Origin of the sequence: Comamonas sp. F1-6, from assembly GCF_039581415.1 — a bacterium.
Classification (GTDB): domain Bacteria; phylum Pseudomonadota; class Gammaproteobacteria; order Burkholderiales; family Burkholderiaceae_C; genus Comamonas; species Comamonas thiooxydans.
Map to the genome: position 1 here is coordinate 54,824 of NZ_JBCPWN010000020.1, position 16,332 is coordinate 71,155.

Genomic DNA, 16,332 nt, shown 5'->3' on the forward strand with positions numbered 1-16,332 from the left:
AAAGCCCGCAGGGCTTGGGCTCTGCGGGCTTTGCAGTTTTCAATAATATAGGCGCTGCCCCTTATCCAATATGAGCCAGCAGCTATGACATTGAAAGCAGATACCCCGATTTCCCGCTCAGCCAGATGCGCGCGCGCACTGCTGGCTTTGCTGGGAGCGCTGCTATTGGCCGATGCACTGGTACTGATGGGCATGGGGCATTTCAATGTGGGCGTGGTGCTGCCCGCCATGTTGGGTGCCGGGGCCTTTTGGCTGAGTTGGAAATGGCGTTCAGTGCAGCATTGGCGTGCGTCCAGGCCCTTGAGTCAAAGGCTGTGGTCGCTGGGCTGGGTCATTCTGGCGCTGTGGCTGATCAGCCTGTTCTGGTTCTGGAGCCGCCTGTCCGGCCTGGGCCTTTCGCCGCAGCAAGTGCCGCCCGTTCAATCCATCGTAGTGCTGGGCAGCGGTACGCTCGATGGTTATCCCAGGCCGGTGCTGGCCGAGCGCGGCGTGGCTGCGGATGCGCCCATGGCCATGGTCAGCAGCGACTTTCATCTGATGCGCGCCATGGACATTGCAAAGCGCCAGGATCTGCCCGAGGTCTATCCTGTGGCGGCGCCCACGCCCTTGGCCACACGTTTCAATGCCTGGCTGCGCGAATACTTTGCCATGGCCAGCAGCTGGTTGCTGGGCGAGGTCTGATATTTTATTAAATAACGGCTCTAGCGCATACCAGTATTGCGATTTAAGCTATCAATAAAGGAGTCATTCATGAGCAATCGTCCTTTCAAGGTTCTGGGCATTCAGCAAGTCGCCATCGGTGGTACCGATAAACAGCGCATGAAAAAGCTGTGGGTGGACATGCTGGGTCTGGAGCAGACCGGCACCTTTCAGAGCGAGCGCGAAAACGTGGACGAGGACATACTGTCCATGGGACGGGGCGCGATGAAGGTGGAAGTGGACATCATGCAGCCCATGGACATCGAGAAAAAGCCCGCTGTGCACGCCACGCCGCTGAACCACATCGGCCTGTGGATCGACGACCTGCCCAAGGCCGTGGAATGGCTGACGGCCAATGGCGTGCGATTTGCTCCTGGCGGTATCCGCAAGGGAGCGGCAGGCTATGACATCACTTTCCTGCACCCCAAGAGCAATGACGAGTTTCCGATTGCCGGCGAGGGCGTGCTGATCGAGCTAGTGCAGGCTCCGGCCGACGTGATTGCGGCGCTGGGTTGAGCGCTTCGGGCATCGGCTGTCAGATTGCAGCAGCGTGAACGCTGCGACTGCTCTCAGAACTGATAGCCGAGCTTGATCCCGAACGCCGTGGCGGACTCGGCATCGAAGGTCGCCAGGGTCGTGCCGCCGCTGGAAATATCTATCGAGCCCAGACGTTGGTAGCTCAGCCAGGGCGTGAGCTTGAACTGGCCTTGCTGATAGCTCACCCCTACGGTGTAGCCAAGGCGGCCGTCGGTGGGGCGCAATGGCGACAGCGCGGCCTTGTCGCTGCGCTTGTCATAAGCTACGGCGACAAAGCCGGACCAGTTCGCAGCCAGCCTCTGCCCAAGACCCAGCGTGTAGGTGGTGGTGTCCTCCATGTCTGCCAGGCTGTGGCCTGGCAGTACCGCCGCCAAGGTCTGCGGATACAGCCTGAATTGTGACCAGTTGGTCCAGCGGATCTGTCCAAAGAGCATAGTGCCTGGCGTGATGCCTGTCTGGATATCCAGGTTCAAGCTTTGCGGGGCAGTCGATGCCGTCCTTGTTTCGCCCGGCCATAGGTTTTCACGGGTAGCGATCTTGTGCTTGATGGCAGAGTAATAGGTTGCAGCGACGCGGAAAGCCATATCCGGGCGCTCATAGCTCATGCCTAGCAAGTAGCCAGGCTCAGTACTGGGTCTGAAGTCCACCCGGTATCCATTGAGTGCTCCAAACACCATCCCCCCCAGAGCGACATGCCCTTCGGTGCGCTGCAGACGCAGCCCGCCATGTACAGCCCAGTGCTCACTCCAGCGGTAGCGCAGGGCTCCCATGAGCTCGTGGCTGCTCACACGGGCCTGCGTGCCGCCAAAAAGAGGCGATTGCAGAGGGCTGTAAGCGATGTCGAGGCCAAAAGGCTTGCTCAGCATGAGCAGCACCGAGGTGCGTGGATTCACATCCTGCTTGTATGCAAAGCCCCATTGGGTGTAATCGTCGGCGACCTGTCCGGTGGACTTGCCTAAGGCATCCATGCCCTGGATCCGGGGCCGAACCGTATAGGTCTCTACGGAAAGATAGCTGCCGTTCTCAAATAGAGGTCCGAGATCCTGGCCTGTTCTATCAAGGCCGCCGGCCTGGGCGCAGAGCCCCCACATCATGGCTGCACAGCCAGCCCCCGCTTTTGCTTTTCTCAACACCTGCTCCAACGCTCTGATTTCAGTTGCATGAATGTAATTTAATGTGTCTAAGTGACAGGCGCATAGGTCTAATTGGAGGATGCAGGCTCGTGCAGTTGACGCTTTCGGGGCTCCAGAGAGCTACCCGCGTGGCTTATGCTGTGCGTTGCGAGTGATCGCCGCCCGACGACCAAAGCCGCGCAGAAAAATGACTCCCATCTCGACCGTCCTCACGACTGCTTACTACGACCGCCAATACAACGCCCGCGCCAGCGTGCAGGATCCGCTTGCGTATCTGGCGCGCTACACGCAGGAAAGCCAGGCCGCGTTTGCATTGCCTGGCACAGTTCGCAACCAGCGCTACAGCCCCAGGGCTATGGATGTTCTGGATATCTATCTGCCCACAACTCAGGCTGCGAAAGCACAAGCTGCGCCTGTTCTCATCTTCATTCACGGCGGCTACTGGAAGGCCTTGAGCAAGGATGATTCGGCATTCATGGCACCCGCGCTGACGCGGGAGGGTGCTATCGTCGTGGTGCCTGACTACGATCTGGCTCCGGCTGTCACGCTGGACCATATCGTCGATCAGATGCGCCAGGCCTATGCCTGGGTGGTGCGAAATATCGCCATCTACGGCGGCGATGCCAGCAATATCTGTGTCTGCGGCAGCTCGGCCGGTGGACATCTGGCAGCCATGTTGCTGGCCAGGGGGTGGCAGCAAGACTATGACTTGCCAGTGCAGGCCGTGCCTCGATCGGTATTGACCTTGAGCGGTCTGTTCGACCTGCAGCCGCTGCTGACAACCCATATCAACGGTTGGATGCAACTCGACGATGCTGCTGCGATACGCAACAGCCCGCGCTTTCTGCTGCCCGATGCGAGTACGCATGGTCAGTGCCAGCTGCGCGTGAGTTGTGGCGAGTTTGAAAGCCATGAATTCAAGCGCCAGTCGCGCGAATATCTGGCTGCATGGCAGGCGCGTTGTCTGCCGGGGCGATGGGTGGAGGCGCCGGCGACCAACCACTTTGATTTGCCGCTGCAACTGGCCAATCCGCAATCCGCCATTCATCAAACTGCACTGCAACTGATGGGGCTTGATCAGTCCTCGTCCAGCATGCGCGCAGCCTGATTGTTGAGTGCCGAGTCGGCGCGGAAGTAACCGAGTACGGTGTTCACGCTGTGGTGCCCGGTCAATGCCATGGTGTCAGCCAGCGGCAGATTGCGTCTGCCGGCCTCGGTCACAAATCCCGAGCGCAGCGAGTGTGCCGAAAAGTCTCCTTCCACACCAGCCAGCGCACAGCGTTCTTTGACGATGTTGCGTACAGCAGCGGGAGTCAGTGGCTCTGCCACATGGCCTCCTTTGCGGATGCGCCTGAAGATAGGTCCTTCGGTAATCCGTGCGCCATCAAGCCATGCTTTCAAGGCAATGGCGGCACGGCCGGTAACGGGCTTGTGATTCTCGGGGGCATCGGTGCCGCTCTGGTTGGTCTTGCTATGACTCAGGGTGTAGATGAACTCCCCATTAGCCACAGTGCGCAGGAAACGCATATCGGCGCCAGCCACTTCGGAACGGCGACGCCCGCCACTGGCCCAGGCAAACAGCAGTAGCGCCCGATCGCGCAGGCCGCGCAAGCTGTCATCGCAGCTTGCCAGCAACTCCTCCAGCACATCGCGCGTCAGCGCCTCTTTCTTCTGCGGCAACTCGCCACGCCTTGCATAGGCCTTGCGCGTGCGCGACATCAGCTCCTTGACTGCCCCGTCCTGACAGGGATTGGGCATCGCATGCACCTGATGCGCCTTGGACATCACGGCCATGCGATGCACCAGCGTGCTGTGTGAAGGTGCCCCTTTTTTGCCCTTGTAGCCGGCTGCAACCAGGGCTTCATCGATTTCGGGCGGCATCTCATGAAGCAGGCCGGCACCGCTCTGCCTCTGGGCATGATCGATGATGAATTGCAGCACCGTGGAAGCCCGCAGCGGCAGTTGCATGGGCTGGCCAAGGCGCAGCAGGTGCCAGGCTGCCCAATAACGCATGGCACTTTGATAGCTGCTGCGCGTATTGCTGGATTCGCCTTCATGCATCAGTTCCTTGATGGCTTCATGCGCTTTGGGTGCAAGAGCGGACTCCTGCACATCCTGTATCTGCAGGCGGTTGGCATCAAAAGTCACAGGAACAGGGAAGGGCGAGGGCTTGCTTGAATCCATGGCGCTATTTTCGCCCGGACTTCCTCTGCCAAACGCTGTTGATTGGCGCCAGCCAGTCAAGAAGTCTGTAGAAGCCGGGCGGCTTTGAGCGGCAATTTCCAGAAGCGATTGGCAAGACCTGGCACGGCATGCCGAAGGTGAAACGCAGGAGCGTCGCAAGCAGCTGCGCCAGCGATACGGCGGCGAGTATGTAGACGAATCAAAGAAATCTCTCTCGCTCAATGGAAAACTCCCCCTATCTACAAATTCAGATGCTGAAAACGAGGTAATGTATGTTGTCATCTGTATGAAAATTTCATACGTAATATTTAATACGTAAAATGTATTGTGTATTACGTATGCAAAGTATAGATCGCGATAACAATCACTTATCGTTAGTTATTTGAAGAATAGATATGAATACAAGCAAAACTACGTCAAGAGGTGTTCAGGAGTCCGATGTCTGGGCTGCAGCGGATGCTTTGATTGCCCAGGGGCTGCGTCCGACCATAGAGCGGGTGCGTCAGCAGATAGGGCGAGGCTCTCCCAATACGGTCAGTCCCATGCTGGAGACCTGGTTTGCAACGCTGGGCCGTCGTCTGGGCGTGGCGGGAGAGCAGGACCCCTCCGTGTTGCAATCGGTGCCGGACCCTGTGCAGCGTCTAGCGGAAGAGCTCTGGAATACGGCACAGGAAGAGGCGAAAGCCGCAGCCAGCAAGGCTTTGGATCTTCGTGAACACGCTTTGAAAGCTGCAGAGCAGGCATTTGTGGCGCAACAGGAGCAACTCGCGCAGCGCCAGGCCACCATGGAAGCGCAAAAAGATGCGCTGAATCAAGCCCTGCAGGCAGCTCAAAATCACGCCCAAGACTTGGCCCGGCGTCTTGACGAAATGCAGCAGACGCTACAGGAGCGCGATCAGCGCCTGGAAGAACTACGTGATGAGCTGAGCAATGCCGTACGCCAGCGTGAATTGCAGCAGCAAAAACACAGCGAGGAAATTCAGTCGGCCGCCGCCGAGCGCCAGCGCATGGCCGAACAGTACGCGGGCAACGAGCGCCATATGCTCAACGAGGTTGATCGTGCGCGGCAGGAACTCACGGCAGCGAGAAAAAGCCTGCAGGACCAGGAGCGCAAGGCGGACTCTCGCTATCAAGAGCTGCAAACTCGCTTTGAACAATCCGAGCAGGAGATCCTGAATCTGCATGCCCAGTTGCAGACCGCACAGAACTCGGCAGCATTGGCACAGGAGCGTGCTGCCGATCTCAAGAACCTGCTGGAGGCGCAGCAAAGACTGGCGGCAGCAGCCAATGTAGCGGATCCAAATGTGGTCCAACCCCTGGCGCGTCGAAGCAATCTGGCGGCAACCCGGCGCTCCATTAACCGAAGAACCTTGCGCTAACCGGATCCGGCAACTTAGGCTGCAGCTGAACTCAGCTCAGTCTCGGCGCCACAGACTTGACCGCCGGCTTCTGCCGGTGGCTTGTCAATATTGGCGATCAATGCCAAGCCTAACTGTAGAGTCCTGAGTATTTTGGTGCGTTCATTGAAATTCATAGATCGCCTGGTTGCCGACATCCGCGCTGTTGTCTTGAACCACACGGCCGGGCTGTCCACGCCACAGCAGGTGCAAATGGCCTTGTTCTCGCTGTTTGCGCTGATGGAAGAGGCAGACGAGTACAAGCACACGCTCAAGCAACTGATACGACGTCGTGAAGCAACGCTGTATCGTGAGTTGGGAACACCTCCGCAAAGAGATGAAAATGCGGTCGATTACTACACCTTGATTGGGGTGAGGGCGATCTGATCTATTGGCTGATAATGGACGTCTGCGGCGCGCAAACGAGAGTGGCTTGCTATGAGGCCAGCGTGTACAAGCACAAAGCTGCTGAGTGACTGTTCACGGCGGTCTCCAAGTCAAGCGTTTGAAGGAGCCATGTCCTGCATCAATCGATAAAGTGCTTCAGCCACCAATGAAAGGCTGCGCTCTCGCTTCCGGACCATATAGATCTGCCGGTCCATACCCGGCAACAGCAAGTGCCGCGCCACCAGCCCAGGCTTATCAAAGTGAAATAGGCTCAGCGCGGGAGCTACGGTGATGCCTAGTCCGGCTTGCACCAGTCCCATCACGGTGGCCAATTGCTCAACTTCAACGAAAGTCTGCATTTTTCGAGGAAAAAAGGCGGCATCCAGATACTGACGAACGCTGCTGTGGCGTGCCAGGTGGATGAACGGCCAGGAAGTCAGATCCTCCAGTGACAGCGAGACCTTGTCCGCCAATGGATGCTCGCTAGGGCACACCATATAGAAGCCGTCACTGCAAAACGGCTCTGCCTTCAGGTCGGGTGTATCAACGCGTATGGCAGCCAGCGCAAAATCCGCCTCTCCATTGGCCACGGCAGCAATGCAGGGCTCGGACAGCACGTCCAACACACCCAGCTGAACTCCCGGATGCCGGGCCGTGTACACCTTCAGTACTTCAGGAAGCCAGCCTGCGGCAAGGGATGGCAGCAATGCAACTGATACATGTCCCAGGGCCAGTTGTGCTGTATTACGCATCGCTCTTTCGCAGGCAGCGAACTCTGCGGCGAGGCGCTCCGCAGACTGCAGAAATCGCTCCCCTTCACGGGTAAGCACCACGTGTCTTGTGCTGCGGTCGAAAAGCTTGAGACCTACCGTTTGCTCCAAGGAGCGGATGAGCGCACTGAAAGCCGGTTGTGACAGGTGACACATGCTGGCAGCTTGGGTGAAGTTCTTTTGTTTGGTCAGTACCAGGAATGCCTGCACATCGCGCGACGTTAGATTCATTTGAAATGCGGATTAATTGATATCAATAATCGATTTCACAGCTTATAGCGGTTTTCCTATAGTGGGCAACAGGAGGTTTCATGACAAGAGTGCAGAACGAAACAACGTCATTGCTCATCGGATGTGCAGCAGGCTTTTCCGGCGATCGAATTGATGCAGCGCAACCCGTCGTGCAGGAGCTGGCTCGGCAAAACAAGCCTGCCTTTCTGATCTTTGAAACGCTTGCCGAGCGCACTCTGGCACTGGCACAGCTTGCTCGTCGTCAGAATCCCGATGCAGGCTATGAACCTCTCATGGTGGAGTTTCTCCGACCCGTGCTCGCCGACTGCCTCGTGCATGGCATTCGAATCGTTAGCAACTTTGGTGCGGCCAACCCACAAGGTGCAGCCCGAGCCATCGCTGCATTGGCCAAGGAGCTCGGAACGCGCCCACCCCAAATAGCGGTGGTTCATGGGGATGACCTCAGCGGACCCGCGCATTACCAGTTGCTCGAAAAAGCTATGGGCTCGGACATGCCAGACCAGCAACTGGTGAGCGCCAATGCCTATATAGGTGCACGGCCTATTGCCGAGGCATTGCTGGCAGGTGCAGACATTGTGGTGTGCGGCCGCGTCTCCGACCCCTCCCTTGTGGTGGGGCCTGCCATGGCCCACTTCGGCTGGGCCTGGGATGACTGGAATCGCCTAGCCCGAGCCACGATGACTGGGCATCTGCTGGAATGTGGAACCCAGGTCTCTGGCGGCTATTTCGCAGACCCCGGGTACAAAGATGTACCGGACATGGACCGCCTGGGGTATCCCATTGCCGAAATCGACAGCGCGGGCAACAGCACGATCTTCAAGCCATCTCTGACCGGGGGGTGCATCACTGCAGCTACGGTCAAGGAGCAACTGCTCTACGAAATCCATGACCCTGCCTGCTACCTCACGCCAGACGTTGTTGCCGACATCACTCAGGCAGAAGTAATTTCGGTCGGGCCTGACCGGGTGCGCCTGGAAGGCGTCATTGGTCACCCGAGGCCGGAGATGCTCAAAGTCAATGTCTGCTTTGAGTCAGGGTGGTTTGCCGAGGGAGAGATTTCCTACGCGGGCCCAAGAGCGCAAGAGCGCGCGCGTCTAGCCGCCCAGACCATATCCAGACGCCTGGCGAACATTGCGCCCCTTAGAACAGACCTGATCGGCGTAACCAGCGTCTGGGGAAACGACACCAGCGACTGGCTGACTGAAGCAAGCATTGCCAGCGAATCCCGGGATGTTCGGCTTCGCATGGCCTGGCAGCATGCCGACCATGCAGTCGCAGCGCGTCTGCCACGCGAAATAAACGCCTTGTATTGCTGCGGCCCGGCGGGGGGAGGGGGCGTTCGCACCCATATGCGCCAGCGCCTGGGAATGGTGTCGTGCCTGGTACCTCAGCAACAGATTACGACTGGCTTCCACTGGACCAAGTCACATCAGGAGTAAGCCATGAACTCAAGCCTTACCGTTCCCCTTTACCGAGTTGCGCATGGGCGCACAGGTGACAAAGGTAACCGCTCCAACATCAGCGTCATTGCATGGCATCCGGAGTTGTGGGAAGTGGTCTGCGAACAAGTCACAGAACAAGCCGTGATGCGTCTGTTTGCAGACCGCAAGCCAAGTACTGTTCGGCGATACCTGCTACCCAAGCTTCAGGCCATGAATCTGGTGCTCGACAACGTGCTTGATGGGGGGGTCAATGACTCGCTGAACCTGGACAGCCATGGAAAAACGCTGTGCTTCAGGGTGCTTGAAATGCCTGTCGTGATTCCATGCCGCCTCGAGTCGCTGCTGGCCGGTCCGAAAGCCTGAATTTTCTACAACAACCACTAGGAGACAAACCATGAAATTTCTGACACGACGAACCGTTCTTGCATGCGGTACAAGCCTGGCGCTCAGCCCCTTGGCCTTTGCACAGGGCGAATATCCAAACAAGCCTATTACCTTTGTCGTTCCGTTTGCCGCCGGCAGTGCCACAGACCAGCTTGCGCGCGCCATAGGGCAAGCAGTTTCCGAGCAAACCAAGCAGCCGGTCGTGGTGGAAAACAAAGGCGGTGCCAGTGGCATGATTGCAGCTCAAGCAGTGGCCAAGGCCGCGCCTGACGGCTACACCGTGCTCATCACGACCAATACGACGCATGCGGCCAACGAACATTTATACAAAAAACTCTCCTATGACCCTGTCAAGGATTTCACCCCCATCACAGGTCTGGGCAAAGGTGGGCAGGTTCTGGTCGTCCGTGCGACTTCGCCATATCAGTCCGTGGGCGAGCTGCTGAGCTACGCCAAAGCCAATCCCGGCAAGCTGAGTTTCGGCAGTGGCAGCTCTTCAAGCAGAGTCGCAGGAGAAATGCTGAAGCAGCTCGCTGGCGTCGATATCCTTCACGTTCCCTACAAGAGCAATCCGCTTGCCCTCACGGACCTTCTTGGAGGGCAAATAAACCTGATGATTACAGACGTCTCGACGGGCGTTCCTCAGATCAAGGCCGGCAAGTTGCGCCCATTGGGATACTCCACCCAGAAGCGCAGCGCGCAACTGCCGGAGGTTCCGACCATCTCGGAAGCCGGTGTCAAAGGCTATGACATGGGCTACTGGTTTGCCGCTTACACACCCGCCAATACACCAGCACCTGTGGCGGGCAGACTCAACCAATTGCTGGCCAAAGCCGTGAACAGTGCTGCGGCGAAGTCCTTCTTCAATATGTCCGGCTCCGAAGCCTGGACCACCTCAGCCTCGGAGTTGGCAAAATTCCAAGCCGCCGAAACCACCAAGTGGGGACAGGTCATCAAGGCTGCAGGCATTACCCCTGAATAAAGCAGAGGCAGCCCAACATCCTGGCCGCTATAACGTGCGAATAGCTTCATACGACTGAGCAGGCGCCTCAGCCTGTACGTTGCATACGGGAGTCATGCTTGCCGGACTCCCAGTTATGTACAGTCCTGGCCGACACATGAAGAAACTGCGCGCAGCCATGCAGATCCATGCCCAGGCTTCTATACATGGCGCGGAAGTTTTGAGCAAGCTGGAGGCGGGTATCACGGTCGTGACGCCGCAGTCCGTACTTCTTCTTTAGTAGATACGATGTATATTATGTTTAATCACAAATGCTAGGCTAGTTGTAGCAGTACGCCCTTAGGTGGGTGAGGTAAATCGTTATACAAACGCGAGGTAAAACGTTGTACAACAACACAAAGTCACTAGCTATCGATGCAGCCTAGCGATCTTTAGCTTTTGCACTCGACGGTCATTGGTCATCGGTCGATGACACTACTACTTGGCAACACCGGAGGAGTCAAGGACAGACAAAATCCCACTGCGTGGGCTTACATTCAAAAATTTAAGTGCAGAGTGGCTCCAACGTAGATGGTATTGACTGCAGGAGCTCCGCCGCTACTAACCGATGAATTGCAGGGCTTCGGCACAACGGGTCACTCCTCGAACCCGTATATTGCGGGGATCGGCGTTGGAATGGATGCCCACGAATGAGACCTTTGCCTAGTATGTAAGTACTCGGACATCGAGACATACCAATCGTCATCGCGGATTCTGAGAGAGCGACGGTGTGTTTCAAATCCATCGACCTGCCAAAGGCTGCCTTTGTGATACAGGGCTTGGCATGCACGAAGCGAATCGAACGCATGTCGGAGCGAATACGCGAGACCAACCTCCTCCCCCTGCACTGAGATCACGTACCAGTGTGGGCGTATATCGAAGCGATATACGTCTAGGGAGAGCGCCTTGCTCTGGCACATGAATTCACAAAGCCTGTCCTCCTCGGCGTACCACAGCTGAGTCCCCTGCCCTGAGATCTGCAGCAGCAGCCTAGTTAAAGAGTTCGTGAACCAGGTAAAGGAGGAAATCAGCGCCTCGGCACATACTGTTGGCTCAAGCGAAAAAGGTATCCTGAAGTCGTTTAGGCCCACCTCATAGACAGGCTTTCCAAAGTGGCGGGCGAGGTTTCGGAGCGCAATCAATTTGCCCGCGTAAGCTCGCCATTGATCGAGGAGAGCGCAACAGGGGCAATCACCCGGAGACATAATCAGTATCGGCTGCACAGGCTGAAAAGGGCGTAGCGCATTTTGCCAAGGCAAGTGCGCCGTTCTGCGATGCCCGCAAATCGCCTTTACCCGCCTCGACAGGTAACGATTGACAGATTTGGCGATTCCGCAAGCGGCATCCAAGTCATGGTTCAGCGGGACGTATCGATTCTGCCGGGCGAACACCCACGTCCCGGAGCGCTCTTCCTCATTGTGGATGTTACTGACCGTGCACGGGAAATTGATGTCCAGCCATGACTCGGCTTTCGAGGCGTCGGTGGCTAGGTACACTAGGCAGTCGCATATGGTCTTATAGTCACGCGGGCTCCACGGTTCTCCTCCCAATTCAGCGGTGCGTAGAAACTGCACTGATCGAAGTTGTTGCAGCCACTCTTCGATGCTCATGAACGTCTCTTCGCCCGCAACAAAGCCCCCCAATGCTTTGTCTGCAAAGTGTGAGCCGCAAAAAGGCTGGTGACAGTGCTGGCACGCGAGGGGAAAATCGAACCACCGCGGTTCAAATTCGGGCATCCCGATTTTTGCACCACAGTGCTCGCAAGCATCTAGTAGCTCACACCCATGAACAGGGCATTTCCTGACGGTTTCGAGTTGAAAGAGCGGGGAGTGGAAACATTCCCGAAGGCATGACGGGCAAAAGCGGATACCTTTTACAGCCAACATTTCCCTGCCACTGTTCGGACCAAAACAGTTGCTTAGTGACCGAGCGTGAAAGTGTTTCGCAAAATCGCTCGTAACGCTTATTTCCGTGATCAGCTCTATGTATTGAGCCGGAAAAGTTCTGCTAGAAGGCAGTGAAACATCCCGCTTTTTTCGACCCGTCAATGCGCGCCAGAGGTCTTGCCCGCTGATGGCATTCATCCAAAGGAATCGATGCAACGCAATCCAGTCGCTTTCATACTTGGCGCAGCCCTTGACGACCCAGGTCATGCTCCACGGAAGCTCAACCATTACCATCTCCGATGAAAAGATCGCCTTCCGCTGCAGCCGACGTGGCTTCCCCCCAGAGTCCGTCTGAGCCCTTGAAAGATCCTTTATCTATCACCATCGCATCGAGCAAAAAGGAATGGATTGAATCGTTCACGAATGCCAGCCGGAAGCCGGCATAAAGGAGCATATTTGACTCGGCCCTACTGCATTTAATTAAAGATTTCCAGAGACGATCAGCTTCACTTTCCAATCTCCAACCAGCGTCAAATGCCTTCTTGCAGAAGAAGCGTGAGTACGACCAGTTTGAGCCAACCGGGAAGGTTAGTTTCGTATCGTATGCTGCCAAGTAATTTTTCAAATCCTTTACGGTGTGCAAACCTCCAAGCACATATTTTTTTACAAAAAATCGGGCAACGACGGCTCCATGGTCTTCTTCGGAAGTTAATTTCTTGAGAGAGTTAAGCCCCTCCTGCCCCACCATAACAGTAACGAGGATGATTCCCTCTTGACGCATTTCATTCCAGATTTCGAGCAGGTACCGCATTTGCATGACCGTCAACATTTGTGCTTCGTCAACAAAAAGGAGACAGGATTTACTGCCCGCTTGAACCGCCTGGGCCATCAAGAATCGTGCAAGGAGATCGGCTGAATTCTGATAAGTTGAGGTTGGGCACCTGAAGGATCGAAGCATGTCGTCGCACAGGGCTTTCTTGGATTGACCATGCTGTCGCTTTGCAGAGTGATACAAGACGGCGAGCCATGGCATGTCCTCCTTGAGCCGTAACATGGTGTTTTCTATTGAGGTGGTCTTGCCCACACGAAATTCACCAGTTATGTATAGGCCGCTCTTGCGAGCTATCGCATGATCGCAGACGATCTCATAGAACGCGCTCGTCCCGTCGGTCTCGATGAAGTAGCACTGCTCAAGCATGGGATGAGAAGCTGCGAGCATTCGTCGAGAGTTGTCCGCGTCAAGATTTGCGGAGGAAAATCTTTCCTGTCGGAGCTGCTCAATTTCAGCGACAGCCTCTTCGATGTCGCATCTCTGGCTATTTTTCGCAGTTTCTTGACTATGCCGCGTTCCGTTAGAGCCCGGGGACTTCGCAGTACTTGCTCGCATTGTCGGCTCCATCGCAAGCGCTTATCGCGGTGATGGCGAGAAGAATGCACGCCGACCGCGCGGCTTCACCGTCGTAGGCTCGGGCGGAGAAGATGCTTTGTAAACGTACCGATATTCGGCAGGATCGTTGACGCTTCCTGGCACGTCCATCGTTCGAGCGAGTTTTCCGGCTTCCCGCGTGATTTTTGGATGCTTCTTCCCACGGGTCTTCTTTAGCACGATTCCGGCGAGATACCGCTGGTAATGCGCGACGGGGTCAAGCGATCGATCGATGAACACGCCATTGCGGTAAAGCCTGTTGATTTCCTTGCGAGTCTCGCGGGTGTGGGGGGAAAGTGCCCAAACACCGCTCACGTGAAGAATTCCAAATTCTGTTCCATCCGCGCGAAAAGCATGCACGGTGCGGTAGTCGCCTCGGATTTGCACCATCAGCTTCTGACCAACCAAGCTCCAACTCTGCCTCAGGATATCGTTTGTGTACTGGACTTCGTCAAGCTGGATGTACGGGGTACGGCCCTTTGCTCGAATGCCGCGCACCGTTGGCCATTCGACCTCGACTGCGATACATGGGTTGCTCACAAAGCAGGTTGGGTAGCGTGGGACGATTTGGAGACGGCTACTTTCCGCCCAGTCTGCAGCGATGGCTTCGTTCGGGGTCGCCATCATGAGTGCGTGCATTCTGCGTGCGTTGTGTCTTGTGACAAGTTTGTCGAGCAGCGCCTTGATGTCAGCAGCACGAATCTTGTAACGGACCGCCTTCTCCACTGGATCGCGCACCACTGGATCGTTCGGCCCGCTTCCCGTGGTTGATGAAATTCGTTTGAGCGCATTCTGAAACTCCGCGAAGATTCCTTCAACCACATTCCGCTCAATCCAGCTATGGACCTTGCCATAACTGATGGTGACACCCGTGCGTTTTCGAAAGTCTGTAACCACAGCGTTCGCTAAATGAGTTAAGTGGTTGTCGACGCAGAGGGAACACACACGCCGTCCGTTGGCAGCTGGAATTACAGCTGCCGGGAACCCTTCGTCTGGAAGTTGTGCGAGATCTATAAAGGCTTCGTGCTCTATGCATGGTGGCGGGTGAATCGCGAATTCGAATGCCTGCAAAAAATCAAGGGTGCGAAAACGATTAGCGATAGACCAAGAGTAACCCAGTATGGCCGTTGTTTTGAAATCGACGATCGGACAAAAATATCCGCGTTTGAGCGGTACTTCAATTTCCTCATCTGCTATTTCTATGGTTATCGTTGAAATATCCGGAAATTGGTATTCATCATAGGCTGTGCGCTCGTAGGCAACCAACGGTCTGAAGATGGCTATCTTGCCTGAATTACGGCTAAGACCTTCAGTTGCTTGATCGCCAAATTTTGACCTTGCTGCGTGGTCATCGCCGCCGTTTATGCGCTTTTTGATATACGCACAAAGCGCCTCGTAACCGTGGCGAGACGTCGTGAATGGATATTGGTCAGGGCAATGCCCGGCCTTGCGCAGCTTGGTGAGGAACTCCTGGTGAATAGCCGAAGAATTTAGCCCTGCGGACTGAATTTTGGTTCCGTCATCCGGCTTTAGCCGGTGGATCAGCCAATCTTTTACGGAGGGATATTGATTCAACAAATAAGTAAATGCGCCTGCTAAACCAGAACCATCGATGCCTGGCTGGGGTTCGAGGCTTCGAACGTAGCCGTCTCGCTTGGTTTCAGGCACCAATGCGCGGAATCCCTTCGCGCGACCGTCACTATGCTCTGAAGTGCATTTCACAAGATAGTAATGAAGCAGGCTTCGTTTGATTCCGAATTGGCGGTTTATCTCTGCACTCTTGACACCATCGCACGCCGCCTTCACGGCCGCTTCGAGACGATTGAATCGAATCGCTTCTGATTCAGACAGCAACAGCACATTCACACCCGGCCACTGCGAATAATCCAAAAGCTCGGGGGCGATTTTGCGATTAGGCATAGATAACATCTCGAGGTGCGATCATCGTTTCTGCACTTAGCGGTCGAATTTCCAAGTCGCTGCGCAGTTTGCCAAGCTGTACAAGCAGGACTGTCGTTGAAAACACAAGTTCCCATGGATCGTGAGTGCATCTTTTCAGATTACCAAGTGTGGTTGCTTCGCGGCTTGCCTCAAGCACCCATTTCATGAGGTGCTCCCAACGGGATTTCACTTCTACCCTCGACTGAGCGAGAACCGGTGCGATGTGCAACCAGTCGTGGAGCAATCTATTTTTAGCTTGCACGTCTTTTTCGCTGAACCAGCACCAGTCTGCATTCACCGAGTCGGCGACACGCTTTTGGATTTCGGCCTGAAGCACTGCGCGCTTGCGGCGTTGATCCTCCAAATACTTCACTTCAACATAGCGTGTTCGCCCTGACCAGAGCTTTACGATCGCATCGGGTTTGGACCCAAGATATCCCTTGCCTTCAATGAAGGCAATCACTCGATCGGGATCGACGTCGTAACTCTTGACGGTCTCGTCTGCTTCAAGCAACAAACCATGCGCGAATTCCAAATCACTGCTAAAGACAACGTCCTGGTCGTTCTTTGCACTGTAGAAATATGTGATGCTGCCGACACTCTTTCCTCGCATCCTTAGTGCAGAGCGAAGCGTTTGACTAGCACGCAAAGGAGCATGCCCTTTGATGGTGTTTGCTAAGGAAGCATCCATAACATTCGCCAGCATCAGCTGGACCCTTTTTTGAAATGGAGACATTATTGATGCCTGAAAAAACAGAAAATTCAAGTAATCATTTGTTTTCCAGGGTAAATTCTATTTCCATAGATTTACGATGGTGCCCTACCCTTCATTTTTTCGTGCCTTAATCATGGTCACCTTGCTGGATAAAAATATTTACCGTACTGATCGGTCTC

At 55.5% G+C, this 16,332-nt stretch carries 15 protein-coding genes and 1 pseudogene; 9 read left to right on the forward strand and 7 right to left on the reverse strand.

Annotated features, from left to right (window positions below; all coding sequences use genetic code 11):
* Positions 1-84: 84 nt before the first annotated feature.
* Positions 85-681 (forward strand): YdcF family protein, encoded by a 597-nt coding sequence (locus tag AAIL66_RS18565; protein ID WP_343497408.1) that lies wholly within the window; start codon positions 85-87, stop codon positions 679-681.
* A gap of 69 nt (positions 682-750) precedes the next feature.
* Entirely contained in the window at positions 751-1,215 is a 465-nt protein-coding gene (locus AAIL66_RS18570) for a VOC family protein (protein WP_034355415.1), read from the forward strand.
* 53 nt (positions 1,216-1,268) lie between these two features.
* On the opposite strand, the gene AAIL66_RS18575 is transcribed toward AAIL66_RS18570, so the two are convergent.
* On the reverse strand, positions 1,269-2,204 hold the full coding sequence (locus AAIL66_RS18575; RefSeq protein WP_343497409.1) for an outer membrane protein transport protein: 936 nt from the start codon (positions 2,202-2,204) through the stop codon (positions 1,269-1,271).
* Between the two features lie 352 nt (positions 2,205-2,556).
* Between AAIL66_RS18575 and AAIL66_RS18580 the strand changes: the two genes are divergently transcribed.
* A complete protein-coding gene (locus AAIL66_RS18580; RefSeq protein WP_052053018.1) occupies positions 2,557-3,477 on the forward strand; it encodes an alpha/beta hydrolase in 921 nt (306 codons plus the stop codon).
* Here the strand turns inward: AAIL66_RS18580 and AAIL66_RS18585 are convergent.
* Positions 3,447-4,553: a site-specific integrase gene (locus AAIL66_RS18585; RefSeq protein ID WP_343497410.1), complete on the reverse strand. Its 1,107-nt coding sequence runs from the start codon at positions 4,551-4,553 to the stop codon at positions 3,447-3,449. The genes AAIL66_RS18580 and AAIL66_RS18585 overlap by 31 nt on opposite strands.
* A 395-nt stretch (positions 4,554-4,948) precedes the next feature.
* Between AAIL66_RS18585 and AAIL66_RS18590 the strand changes: the two genes are divergently transcribed.
* Both AAIL66_RS18590 and AAIL66_RS18595 read left to right on the forward strand, forming a co-directional pair.
* On the forward strand, positions 4,949-5,932 hold the full coding sequence (locus AAIL66_RS18590) for a DNA-binding protein (protein WP_343497411.1): 984 nt from the start codon (positions 4,949-4,951) through the stop codon (positions 5,930-5,932).
* A 126-nt stretch (positions 5,933-6,058) separates the two neighbouring features.
* A pseudogene (locus AAIL66_RS18595) lies at positions 6,059-6,334 on the forward strand (bifunctional aspartate transaminase/aspartate 4-decarboxylase); the annotation flags it as partial.
* Positions 6,335-6,447: 113 nt separating this feature from the next.
* Here AAIL66_RS18595 and AAIL66_RS18600 read toward each other — a convergent pair.
* The gene (locus tag AAIL66_RS18600) at positions 6,448-7,338 is read right to left on the reverse strand and encodes a LysR family transcriptional regulator (RefSeq protein ID WP_343497412.1); all 891 of its coding nucleotides are present in this window, start codon (positions 7,336-7,338) and stop codon (positions 6,448-6,450) included.
* A gap of 80 nt (positions 7,339-7,418) precedes the next feature.
* Here AAIL66_RS18600 and AAIL66_RS18605 point away from each other — a divergent pair, with 80 nt between their 5' ends.
* The 4 genes from AAIL66_RS18605 (at position 7,419) to AAIL66_RS18620 (ending at position 10,426) form a co-directional block, all read left to right on the forward strand.
* The gene (locus tag AAIL66_RS18605) at positions 7,419-8,798 is read left to right on the forward strand and encodes an acyclic terpene utilization AtuA family protein (protein ID WP_059441052.1); all 1,380 of its coding nucleotides are present in this window, start codon (positions 7,419-7,421) and stop codon (positions 8,796-8,798) included.
* Between the two features lie 3 nt (positions 8,799-8,801).
* Positions 8,802-9,164, forward strand: a complete 363-nt coding sequence (locus tag AAIL66_RS18610) for a hypothetical protein (RefSeq protein WP_343497413.1) — start codon at positions 8,802-8,804, stop codon at positions 9,162-9,164.
* 31 nt (positions 9,165-9,195) lie between these two features.
* Positions 9,196-10,167 carry a tripartite tricarboxylate transporter substrate binding protein gene (locus AAIL66_RS18615; RefSeq protein WP_343497414.1) on the forward strand — a complete coding sequence of 324 codons (972 nt, stop codon included), beginning with the start codon at positions 9,196-9,198 and terminating at the stop codon, positions 10,165-10,167.
* 136 nt (positions 10,168-10,303) lie between these two features.
* Positions 10,304-10,426 carry a hypothetical protein gene (locus AAIL66_RS18620; protein WP_274522632.1) on the forward strand — a complete coding sequence of 41 codons (123 nt, stop codon included), beginning with the start codon at positions 10,304-10,306 and terminating at the stop codon, positions 10,424-10,426.
* Positions 10,427-10,781: 355 nt separating this feature from the next.
* On the opposite strand, the gene AAIL66_RS18625 is transcribed toward AAIL66_RS18620, so the two are convergent.
* From AAIL66_RS18625 to AAIL66_RS18640, 4 genes are read right to left on the reverse strand one after another with little or no spacing between them, the layout of a single operon-like run.
* The gene (locus tag AAIL66_RS18625) at positions 10,782-12,359 is read right to left on the reverse strand and encodes a hypothetical protein (protein ID WP_343497415.1); all 1,578 of its coding nucleotides are present in this window, start codon (positions 12,357-12,359) and stop codon (positions 10,782-10,784) included.
* Entirely contained in the window at positions 12,352-13,458 is a 1,107-nt protein-coding gene (locus AAIL66_RS18630) for an ATP-binding protein (RefSeq protein ID WP_169749772.1), read from the reverse strand. Before AAIL66_RS18630 ends, AAIL66_RS18625 begins: the two co-directional genes overlap by 8 nt.
* A gap of 21 nt (positions 13,459-13,479) precedes the next feature.
* On the reverse strand, positions 13,480-15,417 hold the full coding sequence (locus tag AAIL66_RS18635) for a hypothetical protein (protein ID WP_059441484.1): 1,938 nt from the start codon (positions 15,415-15,417) through the stop codon (positions 13,480-13,482).
* Positions 15,410-16,204 carry a hypothetical protein gene (locus AAIL66_RS18640; RefSeq protein ID WP_343497416.1) on the reverse strand — a complete coding sequence of 265 codons (795 nt, stop codon included), beginning with the start codon at positions 16,202-16,204 and terminating at the stop codon, positions 15,410-15,412. The genes AAIL66_RS18635 and AAIL66_RS18640 overlap by 8 nt, the downstream gene beginning before the upstream one ends.
* Positions 16,205-16,332 lie beyond the last annotated feature (128 nt).